The organism is Gordonia hongkongensis, from assembly GCF_023078355.1.
Classification (GTDB): domain Bacteria; phylum Actinomycetota; class Actinomycetes; order Mycobacteriales; family Mycobacteriaceae; genus Gordonia; species Gordonia hongkongensis.
In genome coordinates this window covers 2,525,383-2,541,436 of record NZ_CP095552.1, presented here as the reverse complement: position 1 = coordinate 2,541,436, position 16,054 = coordinate 2,525,383, and the positions used below count along the sequence as shown (strand labels likewise).

Below are 16,054 nucleotides of genomic sequence, written 5' to 3'. Positions count from 1 at the left end.
ATCACCGCCTGTATGCATGCTCAAAATTCTCGTTGTGACGAAGGGCGAAGGCGTTGATATCCGACTGCATTAATTTCTGAATGAATGTAGCAGCCCGTGGACTGTCGACATTCTCAGCAATTACTCCGGTTCGTCTCATTTCCTCGAAGTCCACCTGTTTCCCTGTAACGAAAATCTTTCGGAACTCAGGATCATTCACGAGTTCAGGGTGATTCTCAAAGTAACCTTCGAGAATCTGCACATACTTCGCATTTGGGTTGATCTGCTGGTTGTACATGTCGGTCCGGAGTTCCTGAAGCTTCGGATCGGCCTTGATCGTGTCTGGATCAATCGGCAGCCCGGACAGATCGAGCTTCAACTGAGGCGCCGCACCGTCGAGCAGAACTTTGACAGCCGGGTCGAGACCCGGGACCGCAGTCATAAGCGCCTTCGCGCTGTCAAAGACGGCGCCGGCTACTGCAGCGTCGTGGGCGGCCAGATGCCTGCCGTCGATGTTGGTTTCCTCGATGTGCGCATCGAGTCCACCCGCCATCGCTCCCTCAAGCCGTCCCGCAACTTCCCCAAGCCCGTAGTCATGAGGGTTTTTGCCGAACTCCTGCTGCATCACATCAACCTGCAAGGCGGTGAGAGAATTGATGATCTTTCCCGCAGTAGCGTCGGAATTCAGTATTTCAAAAGTAGCTTTCAGATCCCTGACGTCGACCGCTTGAACACCGTGCGTATGGAAAAGCCCGGGATCCGCGCCTGCCAATACGGCCGTGTGGGAGCCGATCGCAGAAGCCAGCGTCCGGGTCAGCTCCGGGTTGAGCTCGCCCAGAGCCGGTTTCCGATCTCCGATGTCGATCAGGGCATCTTTGTTGTCGCCGAAGTACTGCGCGAGCGCAGTCGAGATGTTGCCGGCTCGTTGGCTTTCGAGCACCGCTTCCGCGGAGCTCCCGTCGGGCGCGTAGGCAACACCCGGCATCCAGTTGAACAGCTTGTTGATTCCGTCGTTCTCGTGGCCCGCTTCATCGGTCCAGTCGAACGTCAACAGGTGTTCGAGGGCCTCCGCGTCCCTGAACGACCGTTCGTTGCCGTCGAGGTCAAAAGTCGTCGGCATCGAGTTGCCACTTGGGTTGCCGGTCGCGGACATGACCGCATCATGCACTGCAACGTGATCACCGCCCGCGACGCCCAGCATCTGGACGAGGAGACTCTCGACGTCGCTTTCCCGAACGAGATTGTGATCGAGCATGCCTGGATTGGATGCGTACTCCGTCGCGCCCGCTGCCGCAATCTCACTCGCCCTCGCGATCAACGCTCGGTCAACGTCGCTGCCCAGTTGCACCGACTCCGAGCCGTACCCGCCTCCCGGCGGATCAACCGACCGGTGCTCCAGGATGTCCATCACTGACTCGAGGTCGTCGAAGGTCTTCAGATCGGTGACCAGCCTGTGGCCGCCTGAGTGCGCACCCGAGTCCGGCACCGACAATCGGCCTCTACTCGCGGCAGAATCGGTCAAGGCCTCGCGGATCGGAGTCGGGAGTGCGCTCATCCCACCGGACACGAATGGTGCTTCCGTCCCGTAGATCTCGGCGAGAGCATTCGAGTCGGTCTGCGCGGTCCGCAGGTGTGGGTTCCCCAGCATGAACACACCATCAGCGAGACCCTGTTTCAGGTTTTCACGTTCTGCGTCGGTGTACTTGTCTCCGAACGACTTCAGCGCATCAAGGGACAGTGGCTGTCCTTCGGGTCCGCCACCCCAACTCGGTGTGTAGATCGCTTTCAGGTAATCGAACTGCTCCTTCGAAATCTCCGCGAAATCCCCTCGGGCCAACGCGGCCCGCTGTTCCGCGGTCAGGCTGGTGGCTCGGAAGAACCGATCCCTCTGCTCCTTCGTGGCGGTACCACTCATGATGGCCTGGACATCGATGCTCGCCTGGCCCGGCGAGTAGCTCGACGCGACTGGCGCATTACCTTCGGCATCGCCAAAGGCTGCCGCGAGAACTCTCGCCCCGTTGCGATCGTCCTCGCCCATCTGATCGGCCAGGGATTGCAACGAGAGGGTCGCCGTCTTCGCCTCCTCCGCTCGGGCGGCCTGAGCGTCGAGAATCGAGCGCTCGGTCGCACTTCCCGCCTCCACTCCTTTGAGCTCGGCCGCATAGTTTCGGGTGTCTCGTACCGTCCAGTCGTCGGCAACGCTGAACTCGTCCCGTTCCAGCCCGAGCGCTCGAACCAGTGCGGTAGTGCGATTCGGACTGATCGCAGACGACGTATCCCGGAGCGCAGTGGCGGCGCGGGTGAGGTCGGCCCCGAGTTTGTTGATCTCGGTTCGATCGGAGTCGGTGCGAGTCTCGCAACCGCGTTGGGAGTCCCCCACCCACCCTTTGGAGTCGCCCGCTTTCATCGGCGCTTCGGCCATCCTCTGGGTGAGACCGCTCAGGTCATCCACGGCCGCGTCGAGCGCAGACGCGGCCGCATCCAGAGACATCAGGTCCCAGCCATTGACGACAGACCGCGATGGTCGCGACATCAGAACTCGCTGATGGCACGGAAGCCGCTGGCCAGGGACTCCTCGGTATCAGCAACGTCACCGGCGGCCTGGTAGCAGGTCTGCGACACCTGGTCCATCCTCGCCGCCGCGCGGCCCAGCAATGAGCGGACGGTGTCGTCTTTCCCGGCGCACGCCGCACCGATGGCCGATGCCGGCATCGCCCCCGACGCATCGTCGAAGGCGGACTTCCCGGTCCACAGAGCTCGTGTCTCCGATGAGCATCGAGCCAGCGCATCGCCCACGCCGGTGATGACACCCAGCTCCTCGACACCGAACCGCTCAGCCATACAAACCCCCGAGTTTGCACCGACAACGACGTGGCGGACCGCCACGACGAACAACCTAGTGGTGTGTCTCGGAAATAGGTGGCCGGTATCCGGTGGAGCGATCGGTGGTCTGGCAAGGCGGAGGAGGGAGGGATAGCGGAGCTATCTCGACCGACGACAACGCAGCCAGGCGCCGATCGAGCGCCGGAGACCAGTCGCTTACTTCCGAGACACACCACTAGTACAGCATCACCGGACTGTGCGTTCGCCATCCACAATCACGACGCTGCGAGTATCTGGATCAGGCTGGTTTCGACGCCGCTGCGTGCGGGCGGTTGATGCCCGATCGCGGGCGGAGCGACACTGCGGTGTCGTCGCGCGGTCGCGGTGATCACGTGGCTGAGTCGGCCAGACCCAGAAGGGGCCGTTCGGGCAGGACGAGGTTCACCGCGACCGGCGTCGGCTGGGAAGGATCTCCACCTGGCTGGAGCATCAGCGCGTTGTCTGGACCGAGCGCACGGCCCGTCCAGGACAAACCCGAAGTCGAGCGATCGCAGCGACGAGTGATTGACGTGACCGGCCACGTGATCGGCGAAGAATCACTGCTTGCCGGCAGATCTCAGTGGTTGGGCGGAGGTAGTTCGAGTGCCCGCGAGTGGCGCATCCGCCACGTCAGGAACGCCATACCGAGCCTCGCTCGGCCGACTCCGTCGAGGGGGTCGAAACCCAGTGCATCCGTAAGGATTTCGACCCGGGACTGCATTGTCGAATGATGAATGTCGAGGAGTCTCGCCGACTGTCGCACACTGGAAGAATCGAGCAGTGCCCCCACGGTGGGGCGGACCCACTTGAGATCCCGAATGGAATCGAGCACGTCCGCGTCGGGATTTGTTGCGGCGGAGGGGGAATCGGCAAGCAGATGAACCAGCCCACCGTATCGTTCCGCATCCACGGCTCGGTGGGGACTCTCGCAGAGTTGGAGGGAGATGAGTGCGGTTCTGAACGAGTCCGCCAGTCGGTCGATGTGGGCGGTGACACCCAGCCCGCACGGCGTCATGGGGGCATCCGCACACATCGCATCCGCCGGCGCGATCAGCGCATGAATTGTCCCGACCGCGGTCGCCATCACGTCTTGAGGCCAGGACGGGTGCGTAGTCCACTCGGCGAACAGAGTGCTGGCAACGGCCCGATAACGCACATCCGGAGTGAGACCCAGACGGCACGCGGCTTCGCGACGATCGTCGATCGGCGTCTCGCGATCGAACAGCACCGCGATATCACGACGAGTACGCTCCGGTGCGGCCCCGGCCAGTCGAACGCCGACCGCGAGACCGAGCCGCTCCAGAATGATCGCATCGTTGGGCAATTCGGGACCGTGACGTTCCAGCCACACTTCGCCACCGTCCACCTGTAGTCCACGACGCATCGGCGGGAGACCTCCGCCGAGGGGTTCTCCGAGCACTGACACTCGATAGGACGAAGAACCATGCGAACAGCCTGCCGGGCACCCTGCCAGGGCTGCGGCGGTGGCGAGCAGACCCTGGATGTTGACGTTGCCGACGACCAGTTCGTCGAAGCAAGCTATCACCCTCAGACCCACACTCGCGTTCGGATCCAGTGCAGCGATGCGACCGAGGAGTTCCTGCACGTCGCCTCCCTGGAGAATGGTGGATCATGTGATCGGATCAACACTACGCCGCTACGCCCGTGCCGCACCGGCACACCGGCACACCGGCACACCGGCACACCGGATGGGTCGGATGGATCGGGGGCACGGGCGGCGTCGCAGCCAGATCGACCGGCAGATCCGCGTCGCCTTCCCTCAGCGCTGCAGGGAGGCGTACACGGCGGTCTCGAAGTCGAGGTATCCGCCAACCGACCCGGCGTCGGCGAACGGCAGGATCTGAGTCGCCCAATAGCCTCCGATCCTGTTCTGCCGGTCAATCCAGTAGTAGAGGTTCGCCAGCCCCGCCCACGCGAGGGAACCAGCAGGACGTCCGGTGGGAGCATCGTGTTCATTGATCATGAAGGTCAGCGCCCACGACTTCGGCATTCCGGGAAAGAACTCGGCGTCGTTGCTCAGACTCGGGATGACGCCGGGCAGTCGCGTGATCTTCATCGATCCCGGCAGATGGTTTCGCGCTGCGAGATCGACGGTCGCCGGGCTCAATATCGGCTCGCCGGAATCAGCGCGGCCGTCGGCAAGCCACATCCGGATGAATTTCAGGTAGTCGCCGACTGTCGAATAGAGGCCGTGACCGCCCATGTGCACTTCGGGCTCGTCGGGCAGAGTGAAGTCGTGGTCAGGCGCCAGGGACCCGTCGGCGGCTCGGTGATGGATGGTGGCAGTGCGTTCGCGCATGGAGTCGGTTCTGGTGAAAGCAGTATCACTCATCCCCAGCGGCGCGAGAATCCGCTCGGTGATCACTTCTCCGAGCCGTTTGCCGGCGATTCGTTCCACCACCAGCCCCGCCCAGTCGATGTTGGTGCCGTACTCCCACGCGGTACCCGGATCGAAGAGCAGAGGTGTCTGGAGCGATGCCATCGTGGACGTGACAATGCTCGGCTGGCCGTGCTCGGCGGCGAGTCGTGCATACACCTCGTCGAAGAAGTCATACGCGAACCCAGCAGTGTGGGTGAGCAGATGGCGAGTCGTGATCTCCGATCGGGGCGCACGTAGGCGAGGCTGACCTCGATCGTCGAACCCCTCGATGACAGCCACGTCACCAAGCCGCGGCTCGTACTCGCGGGCCGGGGCATCGAGATCGAGGTCTCCGCTCTCCACCAGCTGGAGAACGGCGGTACCCGCGATCGCCTTCGTGGTGGAGAAGATGGCGAAGACCGTGTCGTCGGTCATCGGGTCCGGTTCGTGCAGCGCGCGGACACCGGAGTGGCCCAGGTAGACGGTCTCCTTGTCGGTGGTCACTCCGGCCACGACGCCAGGAACTCCCTGTTCGCCGGCCGATGCCGCTCGGACCACCGCATCGGCAAATTCGGCAATTCTGTCTGAATCGACTGTGCGAGTAATCATTTCGAACCTCTCGTTGTGTTGACGCGGGCATGTGGAACCACCGCCGGTCCATCTGGTGCCGGGCGGAAGAGTGTCGTTTGCGTGAACGCCGCTCTCAGTCGGCAAGCATCCGCTGCATCCACAGCAGTCTTGTGTGCAGCATGGCCTTGGCCAACGCGGTGTGCGGCGCAAAAATGTCGCAGGCATGGAATGCTCCGGGCCACACATGCAGCTCGGCGTTACCGCCGGCGGCCCAGAACGCCGAGGCGTAGGCGATGACCTCGTCCCGGAAGATCTCACAGTCACCGACGTCGAGAAACGCCGGCGGCAGACCCGACAGGTCGGTCTCGCGAGCCGGGACCGCGTAGCGGTGGGCATCTTCTGTCCGGTAGGTGGCACCCAGATAGGCCCGCCAACCGGTCTCGTTGGACACCCGGTCCCAGACTCCGACGCCGTCGAATTGTGTTGTCGACGGCGCGATACCCCGATCGTCGAGCATCGGATAGGACAACATCTGGCCGCGGAGGGGTGGCGTCGAACACCGGTCGCGCGCGGCAAGTGCCAGCCCCGCGGCAAGACCGCCACCGGAACTCGCACCGGCGACGACAATTCGTGTGGGATCGATTCCCAGTACGCCGGCCTGCGACACCATCCACTCGAGGGCGGCGTACATGTCCTCGCGCGCGTACGGATCCGTGTATTCCGGTGCCAGCCGGTACTCGGGGCTCACCAACACCGCTCCGAGATGTTCGACCCAGTCGAGATTCGCGTCGAGCGCATTGAAACGGTCACCGAACATCAGGCCGCCGGAGTGCGCGTAGAGTACTGCCGGCCGGCGGCCGGCCGCCGTGGGCGAACGAAACACGGACACCACGATGGCGTCGCCCCGGTACCCCGCCACCTCGTACTCGAGGTGGTCAACCGCACGACCGGCGAGCGTCTCCGCCACCGGTCGGGATGCATACGAACGACGCATGAAACCGATCAGGTCGGGTGTCACGGTGGGCGGAAACATCCCACCGACAACAGCCAGGCCGGCGCGAAGCTCCGGATCGAAAGCAGGTCGAGCCTGCGCCCTGGGCTGTGTCATAGAGCACAGTTTATGGAACCTGTGGGAGCCGCGGAACCGCCGGATGTGCCCTGTTCGGCTGTCGTCGACCGCCATATGGCGGCCGTCCGGAAACCTGGCCGTGAGCCGGCACGCAGCCGCCGGCCACTAGTCCCGCGTCAACACCGCCAGGAACATGGCGTCGGTGCCGTGGACATGCGGCCAGAGATGAACGTGGGGTCCGTCGCCCAACAGGTCCGGGCCGAGCTTGCCCACCGTCACCAACGGGCGGGCGTCGAGTTGGCGCACACCGTCTGTCGACGCCAGGACGTCGGCCACCACCGCCGTCGTCTCCGCCGGGTGCGGCGAACACGTCGAATAGACCACGATGCCACCGGGTTTCACCAGGCGCAGCGCTTCGGTGAGGAGCTCCTTCTGTAGGACGACGAGTTCGTCGACGTCGGCAGCGGTCCGGCGCCAGCGGGATTCGGGTCGTCGGCGCAGCGAGCCCAGGCCCGAGCACGGAGCGTCGAGCAGGATGCGGTCGTAACCGGCGTCGAGCCCACTCGACCGGGCGTCGGCGACATGGATGGTGACCGGGAGGTCGGACACGACCTTGCGGATCAGGCCGGCGCGATGCTCGGACACCTCGACCGCATCAAGTCGGGCACCGTCGATCTCGGCGAGCGAACCGATGAGTGCCGCCTTCCCGCCGGGGCCGGCGCACATGTCGAGCCACCGCCCACCGTCGTCGGCGACCTCGGCCACGGTCACCGCACGGGCGATCAGCTGACTGCCCTCATCCTGGACACCCGCGTACCCCTCACGGATCGCGGCGACGTCGCCGGGATCGCCACCAGGCAGGTACACGCAGTACGGGGAGTAGTCGCCGACCTCCCCCTCGCTGGTGAGCGCTAGCTCTTCGGCGGTCATGAACCCCGGACGAGCGACGAGATGCACCGGCGGTCGCTCGTCGTCGGCGGCGAGTGCCGCCTGCAGCTGGCCCGCCGAACCACCGAGAGCGTCGCGGAACACCTCCGCGATCCAGCGCGGATGTGCGTACTGGAAGGCGAGGTAACCGACGAGATCGTCCGCGGGCGACGGTGCGAGCTCCTCCACCCACATGTCCTCGTCCTTCTGGGAGACCTTGCGCAGCACTGCGTTCACGAAACCGGAAGGCCCCATCCCGTTCTCGGCGCGCACCAGGTCAACCGACGTGGAGACCGCCGCATGTGCGCCGACCCTCGTCCGCAACAGCTGATAGGTGCCGAGCCGCAGGACGTCGAGCACCGTGCCGTCGATGTCGGCGACCCGCCGTTTCGCGGCGGAGGAGATCACCGCGTCGAGAAGACCCTGGGCCCGCGCGGCCCCGTAGGCCAGCTCGGTGGCGAAGGCAGCGTCTCGTCCCTCGATCTTCCTGTCGCGCAGCATCTTCGGCAGGACGAGGTTGGCATACGCGTCGCGTTCGCGCACCGCGCGGAGCGTGTCGCGGGCGGCCACGCGCGCGGGATCGAGGTCCTTCTGCCGGAACTTGCCGCTCATCCCAGGACCGTCCCGTCGGTCAGGCGCGCGCCACGAGCCCAGTCGGCGGCGGGCATGGGCTTCTTCCCCGGCGGCTGTACGGTGCCGAGTTTCACCGGCTGCGAACCGGTTCCGACGAACACCGCCTTCTTCGTGACGGCGAGTGCACCGGGCGCCAGGCCGCCGTCCCGCACCGCATCGGGCAGACCGGGAGCGTCGGTCGACGCGACCGACACCGGCCCGACCTTGATCCGCGCGTCGTCGAGGCTCGTCCACGGTCCGGGTGCGGGCGTGTAGGCGCGAACCAGGCGATCGATGATGTGTGCCGGCAGTTCCCAGCGGACCCGCGCGTCCTCGACCTCGACCTTGGGCGCGTGGCTCACCCCCGTGGTGGGCTGCGGTTCGGGGGCGAGTTCACCGGCCTCGAGGCCGTCGAGCGTGGACAGCAACAGTCCCGACCCGGCATCGGCGAGACGCCCGAGCAGATCACCGCTGGTGTCGGTGGGTCGGATGGTCTCGGTGAGCACCCCGAAGACCGGACCGGTGTCGAGACCCTTCTCGAGCCGGAACGTGCTGGCCCCGGTCACCTCGTCCCCGGCGGCGATCGCGGCCTGGACCGGAGCGGCACCGCGCCAGGCGGGCAGCACCGAGAAGTGCAGATTGATCCAACCGTGGGGTGGCAGGTCCAGCAGTCCGGGCGGTACGAGCCCGCCGTAGGCCACGACGGCACCGCAGTCGGGAGCCCAGCGCCGGAGCACGTCGTCGACCTCCGGCTCCGACAGCCGGCGCGGGGTGATCACCTCGAGCGCATGCTCGTCGGCGAGCTGCCCGACCGGTGACCGCATCACCTTGCGGCCGCGGCCGGACACGGCGTCGGGCCGGGTGATGACCCCGACCACCTCATGCGAGGGCGAGTCGATGAGGGCCTGCAACGACGGCACGGCGACCTCGGGGGTCCCGGCGAAAACGATGCGCATTCATCCGATCGTAGGCGGGTCGATCTGCACCCGGATCGGCCCGGTCTGTCGATGTGTGTTGCGGCGCACCTGGCCCGCGACGAGCGCCTCGGCGAGGAGCCGTCCGTGTTTGCGCGGCAACCGCACCAGGATGCGATCCATCTCGTCGTCCGCGGCGGCCTCCCACTCGGCACTGCCGGCCGGTGGGCGGACGCCGGGCGGCAACGGCACCGGGCCGAGAACATCGGCGTCGGAGGGTAACTCGAGGTGCTCGACGAAGTCGGTGATAACACCGGTCGGCCCGTCGACCGAGGCCATCGTCACCGCCGGGGGGAATCCGAGTTCCACGCGCTGTTGCAACTGAATCGAGGCGAAACCCACCGGGTCCCAACGGATCAGGGCTTGCACGGGTGCGAGCGCCGAATCGGCGACGATCACCACTCGCCCACCGTCACCGTGCGGGGTCACCATCGCGGCGAGCGCCATCCACCGCCGGACCGCGTGCTCTTCGGCACGCAGGTCGGCCCGGTCGAGCTGGGCCCAGGTGTCGACGACGATCGCGGCGCCGTATCCGCCCGGGGCCACCGGCTCCGCGCCTGGCGTCGCGACGACGAGCCGTGCGCCGGGTTCGATCTCGTCGAGGATCGTGTTGCCGCCGCTGGTCAGCACCGGCACGCCGGCGAAAGCACGTCCCAGCTCCTCGGCGGTCCGGCGCGCACCGGTCACCGTCGCGCGCACCGAGGTGTTACCGCACTCCGGGCAGCGGAACGACCGTTCGGGCCGTCCGCACCATCGGCAGCTCAGTCGTTGGTCGGCATCGAGCTGCAACGGTCCGTGACAGGCCCGGCACCGCGCGTGTTCGCGGCAGCGGGTGCATGCGAGCGACGGCACGTAACCCCGGCGCGGGACGCTGAAGATCACCGGACGATCGGCGGCGAACGCCGACCGCGCCGCGTCGAACGCGACTTCGGGGATGCGCGCCGACCGGGCCATGGGGTCGCGGGCGATCTGCCGGTCGTCGTCGGAGATGGCCTGGACACGGGGGCTGCGGGTGCGGACCGTCGTGCGGTCGGCGACGAGGTCGTGCGCCCAGCCCGAGACCACCAGCGCCTGCGCCTCGGCGGTCCGGGCGAACCCGCCGAGCAGCAGGCCGCACCGCTCGTGGTGCGACCGCAGCACCGCCACCTCGCGGGGATGCGGGTAGGGCGCGCGCGGGTCGGCCATGCTGTCGTCGCCGTCATCCCACACGACGACCAGACCGAGGTCCTTGACCGGCGCGAACACCGCGCTTCGGGTACCGATGACCAGTTGCGCGGCACCGCGGCGCACGGCCAGCCATCGGCGGTAGCGCGCGGTGGGTCCGAGTCCGGCGGACAGCGCGACCCCACGGTCGCCGATCAACGGCTCACACTCGGCCCACACCCGATCGAGATCACGCTGATCGGGAACGACGAGGATGCACCCGCGTCCCGCTGCGAGGGTCGCCGCGGCGAGTTCGGCGAGACGGCGCGGCCAGTCCTCCCCCGGTAGGGCCTGCCAGACGGCCCGCGGATGACCGTCGGCCAGGTTCTCCACGTAGGAGTCGGCCAGGGCATACCGATGCCAGTCGGCGAGTTCGGGTGATGCGACGACAGCGGCCGGGTCGGGCGTCGTCTCCTTCTCGGTGCGCGCATGCCGCGGCGGTATGGCCAGGCGCACGACGTCGCCCATCGTGCCCGCGTACCGATCGGCCACCGCACGGCACAGCGTCGCCAGCTGCGGGGTCAGTACCGGCTCGGCGGACACGACCCGGTCGAGCCAGCCCAGCTTGCCGGGATGGTCGCTCTTCTCGATGCGCTCGAGGAGGTAGCCGTCGACGAGCCGACCCGAGAATCGCACGCGGACACGAACACCGGGCTGCGCGTCCTCGTCCTGGTCGACGTCGATCAGGTAATCGAAGGGACGGTCGAGGTGCGCGAGACCCAGAACAGGAAGAACACGGGCCACCGGCAGCTCGGCGGCCGGGACCCGTGCTCCTTTGGGTGTCAGTGAGAGTACTTCCGCAGAAGGTCTACAGACCCGCGGCGGCCCGCAGCTTCTCCGCGCGGTCGGTCCGCTCCCACGGCAGGTCGACGTCGGTACGACCGAAGTGGCCGTACGCGGCGGTCGGTGCGTAGATCGGGCGCAACAGGTCGAGGTCGCGGATGATCGCGAGCGGACGCAGGTCGAAGTTCTCGGTGATGACCCGCTCGATGACGGCCGGATCGACCTTCTCGGTGCCGAACGTCTCGACGAACAGGCCGACCGGTGCGGCCTTGCCGATCGCGTAGGCGACCTGGACCTCGATGCGGTTCGCCAGTCCCGCGGCCACGGCGTTCTTGGCCACCCAGCGCATCGCGTAGGCCGCGCTGCGGTCGACCTTCGACGGGTCCTTGCCGGAGAACGCGCCGCCGCCGTGACGGGCCATGCCGCCGTAGGTGTCGACGATGATCTTGCGGCCGGTCAGGCCGGCGTCACCCATCGGGCCGCCGAGGACGAACTTGCCGGTCGGGTTGACCAGCAGACGGTAGTCGGTGGTGTCGAGGGTCGGCAGATCGATCTCGGCGAGCACCGCGTCGACGACCTGCTTCTTGATGTCCGGCGCGAGGAGATTGTCGAGGTCGATGTCGGCGGCATGCTGCGTCGACAGGACCACGGTGTCGAGGCGGACCGGGGTGTCACCGTCGTATTCGATGGTGACCTGCGTCTTGCCGTCGGGGCGCAGGTACGGGAGCGTGCCGTTCTTGCGCACCTCGGTGAGGCGCCGCGACAGGCGGTGGGCCAGCGCGATGGGAACCGGCATGAGTTCCGGGGTCTCGTTTGTGGCGTAGCCGAACATGAGGCCCTGATCGCCGGCACCCTGGCTGTCGATCTCGTCCTCCGAGATGCCGCTGCGGCTCTCGTGCGAGTTGAAGACGCCACCCGCGATGTCCGGGGACTGCGCACCGATGGCGACGTTCACGCCGCACGATGCGCCGTCGAAGCCCTTCGTCGACGAGTCGTACCCGATCTCCAGGACCTTGTCGCGAACGATCTTGGGGATGTCGGCGTAGGCGGTGGTCGTGACCTCGCCGGCGACGTGCACCTGTCCGGTGGTCACGAGGGTCTCGACCGCGACACGCGCCTTCGGATCGTCGGTGAGGATGGCGTCGAGAATCGAGTCGCTGATCGCGTCACAGATCTTGTCGGGGTGTCCCTCGGTGACGGATTCGCTCGTGAACAGGCGTGACGAGGTGGTCATCAGATCCTCTCGAGATCTACGCGCGTCGATGGTCGCCGCGCCGCTGGCGGTGTCGGCCAGTCCGACTGGCCGGGGATGTTTCCAACCTAATCGGTCGGTCGAGCTCCTCGACCATCAGGCACCAGTTGCCGCACTTCGTCAAGTATCCGACTCGACATGAGTGTTTTCGACCCGAAGGGCAAGGCGGTCTCGTCGCCGTTGGCGGCGAGCAACCAGCCGGTGTTGTCCTCGGTCCCGAAGGCCTTGCCGTCGCCGACGGCGTTGACGACGAGGAGGTCGCAGCCCTTGCGGGCGAGCTTGGCGCGGCCGTGGTCGAGGACACCGCCGGTCTCGTCGCCGGTCTCGGCGGCGAACCCGACGATCACGGTGGCAGTGGGAATGCGGCCCTCGTCGCGTGCGGTGACGAGTCCGCGCAGGATGTCGGGATTGGTGGTGAGATGGATCGGCGCCGGCCCCTCGTCGCCCTTCTTGATCTTCGACTCGGCGACCGCAACGGGTCGGAAGTCGGCGACCGCGGCGGCCATGATCACGACATCGGCGTCGGCGGCGCGCTTGGTCATCTCGTCGGCGAGTTGCTCGGCGGTGGAGATCCGCACGATGGTGACCCCGGCCGGGTCGCCCGGGTCGGCAGTGGACCCGGCGACGACGGTGACGCTCGCGCCGCGTTGGGCCGCGGCGCGGGCCAGCGCGAAGCCCTGTTTGCCGGAGCTGTGGTTGCCGAGGTACCGGACCGGGTCGAGCGGTTCCCGGGTGCCGCCGGCGCTGATGAGCACGCGGACGCCGGCGAGGTCGTACGGGAGTGCGTCGGCGCGATCGAGCAACAGCTCGCCCACCAGGGCGATCTCCTGAGGATCCGGAAGACGACCGCGGCCCGAGTCGGTGCCGGTGAGACGGCCCGACGCGGGTGTCATCACCACCGAGCCGTGCGACCGCAGCGTCGCGATGTTCGCCTGCGTCGCGGGATGTTCCCACATCTCGGTGTGCATCGCGGGCACGAACAGCACTGGGCACCGCACGGTCAGCAACGACGCGGTCAGCAGGTCGTCGGCACGGCCCTGTGCGGCGCGGGCCATGAGATCGGCGGTGGCCGGGGCGATGACCACGAGGTCCGCACCCTGCCCGAGCCGGACGTGGGCGACCTCGTCGACGTCGTCGAACACGGTCGTGGAGACGGGGTTACCGCTCAGCGCCTCGAAGGTCGCCTTGCCGACGAACTCCAGCGCAGCCGGGGTCGGCACGACGCGGACGTCATGACCGGACTCGGTGAAGTGTCGGATCACCGAGCAGACCTTGTAGGCCGCGATCCCGCCGCCGACGCCGATCAGGATGCGGCGCCGGGTTCCGGTCGGTTTGGTCATCACCGACGACGACTATTCGCCCTCGGTGTGCTCGAGCAGGTCGGAGTGGATCTCACGCATCGCGATCGACAGCGGCTTCTCCTGCAGGCCGGGCTCGACCAGCGGGCCGACATACTCGAGGATGCCGTCGCCGAGCTGGTTGTAGTAGTCGTTGATCTGGCGCGCACGCTTGGCTGCGTAGATGACGAGTGCGTACTTCGACGACGCGCGGTCGAGGAGATCATCGATCGGCGGATTGGTGATCCCCAGCGGCGTGTCGTAGGCCGGTGCGTCGGCGATCTCGGTGATGTCGAAATTGGTCGGGGTGCTCACACGAACTCCTGCGTCGAGGTCTGGGTGTCGGAAAGGGCCGGTCAGGTCGCGGATGCGGCCGGCTGTTCAGGTCCGACCAGCAAGGATACCAACTCATCGACGGCGCGGTCGACTTCGCTGTTCACGATGACGTGGTCGAACTCGTCCTGCGCGGCCATCTCGGTGCGCGCGGTGGCCAGTCGGCGCTCGATCGCCTCGGGCGTCTCGGTGGCCCGCCCGGTCAGGCGGGCGACGAGTTCGTCCCAGCTGGGCGGCGCGAGGAAGACGGTGATCGCCTCCGGGAGCCGGGCCACGACGTTGCGCGCACCGACCAGGTCGACCTCGACCAGAACCGGCTTGCCGGCTTCCAGAGCGGCGAGCACGGGGGCGATGGGGGTGCCCGAACGCTGCAGCCCGCCATGGATCTCGGCCCATTCCAGGAGTTCGTCGGCGGCGATCATCTTGTCGAAGTCGCCCGCGGACACGAAGTGGTAGTCGCGGCCGTCGACCTCACCGGGCCGTGGGTCCCGGGTTGTCGCCGAGACGCTGAAGTAGACATCGGGTACCGCGGCGCAGACCCTCGCGACCACGGTGGACTTGCCGACGGCCGAGGGGCCGACCAAAACGATCAGTCGACCCCTCGTGCGTCCGGTTCCCTCGTGGTCCGGGCGGTGGTTCACCGCCGCGTCCACGGGTTCGTTCCGCTGCCGTATCCGGTTCGGTTGCTCACGCTCAGGAGCTGAACTTCTCGAGCAGAGCCTTGCGCTGACGGTCGCCGAGACCACGCAGGCGGCGGGTCGGGGCGATCTCGAGCTCGGTCATGATCTCCTGCGCCTTGACCTTGCCGACCTTGGGCAGGGCCTCGAGCAGGGCCGAGACCTTCATCTTGCCCAGGATCTCGTCGTTCTCGGCATCCTTGAGCACCTGCTGGAGATCGGTGCCACCGCGCTTGAGGCGCTCCTTGAGCTCCGCGCGGACGCGACGAGCGGCAGCTGCCTTCTCCAACGCAGCGGCGCGCTGCTCATCGGTCAACTGGGGAAGGGCCACGGGGTTCCTCCGTCTTTCGTTCTCGAGTGGGACTGCATCGTTCGCCCGGGGGCGTCCGAGGCTCTGTTGCCGTGCGACCGCGGCTGGATCGCCGTCGCCGGCCTGTCAGCCGGGTCTGCACCCGGCCGACGCCATCAAAATGTTGGCGGCGAGTGCGACCGTACCCACGTGAGCAGGCATTTGCGAGTGCGACCCCCCGTTTTCGGGGCGTTTTCTCATGTTGTAGGGCCTCGTGTGCGTTCACGGGAGCACAGCACCGATTCAGTGCCGCCCCCATCGCGCTGACTACGTGTTTCGTAGCATTCTCGCAGGTCAGCGCAACACCAGGCGACAAGGCGGTCGATAGCAAAGCGAACGACCTCCCGCCCGGACGTCCCTCGACTGAGACGCGTGTGACACCAGTGATGTGGCCGGAAATTCTGGGATTGGACCGAGGCACCGCGCGTGTCGCGGGCAGCCCTGTGCGCAGTGTGAGCACATGCGCCGGCATCGTCGGGTGCCTCGGTTACTGTGAGCAGACTTTTCACCTGAACACTGATCGGGGGTCAGTGACATGTTTGTGGATCCGCCGCGAGTTCGTGGCCTGGCAAGGGCAACCCGGGCCGTCGCAGAGGCGACCCGGCAACGCGCACGCTGAGCGGCGGCGCCAATCCGGTGGCCGGCGCTGACGACAATGAACTAGCGGTCAGCCTTCGCGACGCAGCTGCAGCACTGGATAGAGTCGTCGACTACCACGCAGGTCAGTACGTCGGCTTCGCCCACCTT

At 66.9% G+C, this 16,054-nt stretch carries 13 protein-coding genes; all 13 read right to left on the bottom strand.

From position 1 onward, the window contains the following. Nucleotide 1: 1 nt before the first annotated feature. A complete protein-coding gene (locus MVF96_RS11530) occupies nt 2-2,512 on the bottom strand; it encodes a TPR repeat domain-containing protein (RefSeq protein ID WP_247452015.1) in 2,511 nt (836 codons plus the stop codon). Beyond that, nucleotides 2,512-2,820, bottom strand: coding sequence for a hypothetical protein (locus MVF96_RS11525; protein WP_247452014.1), 309 nt, complete (start codon nt 2,818-2,820; stop codon nt 2,512-2,514). The genes MVF96_RS11530 and MVF96_RS11525 overlap by 1 nt, the downstream gene beginning before the upstream one ends. 598 nt (nt 2,821-3,418) lie before the next feature. After that, nucleotides 3,419-4,447 (bottom strand): helix-turn-helix domain-containing protein, encoded by a 1,029-nt coding sequence (locus MVF96_RS11520; RefSeq protein ID WP_247452013.1) that lies wholly within the window; start codon nt 4,445-4,447, stop codon nt 3,419-3,421. Between the two features lie 174 nt (nt 4,448-4,621). Continuing rightward, nucleotides 4,622-5,830, bottom strand: a complete 1,209-nt coding sequence (acmB, locus tag MVF96_RS11515; protein ID WP_247452012.1) for a methyl acetate hydrolase AcmB — start codon at nt 5,828-5,830, stop codon at nt 4,622-4,624. Nucleotides 5,831-5,924: 94 nt separating this feature from the next. Continuing rightward, nucleotides 5,925-6,899 (bottom strand): alpha/beta hydrolase fold domain-containing protein, encoded by a 975-nt coding sequence (locus MVF96_RS11510; RefSeq protein WP_247452011.1) that lies wholly within the window; start codon nt 6,897-6,899, stop codon nt 5,925-5,927. A gap of 126 nt (nt 6,900-7,025) precedes the next feature. After that, nucleotides 7,026-8,399 (bottom strand): RsmB/NOP family class I SAM-dependent RNA methyltransferase, encoded by a 1,374-nt coding sequence (locus MVF96_RS11505; RefSeq protein WP_247452010.1) that lies wholly within the window; start codon nt 8,397-8,399, stop codon nt 7,026-7,028. Beyond that, a complete protein-coding gene (fmt, locus tag MVF96_RS11500) occupies nt 8,396-9,355 on the bottom strand; it encodes a methionyl-tRNA formyltransferase (protein WP_247452009.1) in 960 nt (319 codons plus the stop codon). The genes MVF96_RS11505 and fmt overlap by 4 nt, the downstream gene beginning before the upstream one ends. After that, nucleotides 9,356-11,320, bottom strand: coding sequence for a primosomal protein N' (locus MVF96_RS11495; protein ID WP_247452008.1), 1,965 nt, complete (start codon nt 11,318-11,320; stop codon nt 9,356-9,358). It abuts the gene before it with no gap. Between the two features lie 64 nt (nt 11,321-11,384). Then, nucleotides 11,385-12,593, bottom strand: coding sequence for a methionine adenosyltransferase (gene metK / locus MVF96_RS11490; RefSeq protein WP_065632139.1), 1,209 nt, complete (start codon nt 12,591-12,593; stop codon nt 11,385-11,387). 86 nt (nt 12,594-12,679) lie between these two features. Then, complete coding sequence (gene coaBC, locus MVF96_RS11485; RefSeq protein ID WP_068971593.1) at nt 12,680-13,951, bottom strand: bifunctional phosphopantothenoylcysteine decarboxylase/phosphopantothenate--cysteine ligase CoaBC; 1,272 nt, start codon at nt 13,949-13,951, stop codon at nt 12,680-12,682. A gap of 12 nt (nt 13,952-13,963) precedes the next feature. Then, nucleotides 13,964-14,263 (bottom strand): DNA-directed RNA polymerase subunit omega, encoded by a 300-nt coding sequence (gene rpoZ / locus MVF96_RS11480; RefSeq protein ID WP_004021987.1) that lies wholly within the window; start codon nt 14,261-14,263, stop codon nt 13,964-13,966. A gap of 41 nt (nt 14,264-14,304) precedes the next feature. Next, a complete protein-coding gene (gmk, locus tag MVF96_RS11475; RefSeq protein WP_137808803.1) occupies nt 14,305-14,934 on the bottom strand; it encodes a guanylate kinase in 630 nt (209 codons plus the stop codon). A 40-nt stretch (nt 14,935-14,974) separates the two neighbouring features. Beyond that, the gene (gene mihF / locus MVF96_RS11470) at nt 14,975-15,289 is read right to left on the bottom strand and encodes an integration host factor, actinobacterial type (protein ID WP_004021989.1); all 315 of its coding nucleotides are present in this window, start codon (nt 15,287-15,289) and stop codon (nt 14,975-14,977) included. Between the last annotated feature and the right edge of the window lie 765 nt (nt 15,290-16,054).